The sequence below is a fragment of the Cobetia sp. SIMBA_158 genome (assembly GCF_046566945.1).
Lineage (GTDB): Bacteria > Pseudomonadota > Gammaproteobacteria > Pseudomonadales > Halomonadaceae > Cobetia > Cobetia amphilecti.
The window spans coordinates 1-240 of the sequence record NZ_JAWJYL010001000.1; the positions used below are offsets into that span (position 1 = coordinate 1).

The 240-nt window shown below is 44.2% G+C and carries 1 protein-coding gene; it reads right to left on the bottom strand.

Annotated features, from left to right (window positions below; genetic code table 11):
- Positions 1–240 (bottom strand): DUF444 family protein (locus R2R70_RS22810; RefSeq protein ID WP_410979320.1); only part of this gene is annotated, 240 nt, incomplete at both ends.

A 240-nucleotide genomic window follows, 5' to 3' on the forward strand; every position in this document is an offset into this window, starting at 1 on the left:
CGGATGTATACGACTTCCACGTTCTTATACGTTCTGCTGAGGAACAGATACAGCAGAATATAAAAACGCTTAGCCATATCTTTAGTGGATTGATCCATTGAACCGGAAACGTCCATCAGGCAAAACATCACTGCCTGGCTGGAGGGATCGGGCCGCTTCTCGTAGTTCTTGTAACGTAAATCGAAGGTGTCAATAAAAGGGACGCGTTCAATTTTGGCACGTAATTCTGCAATTTCTTTG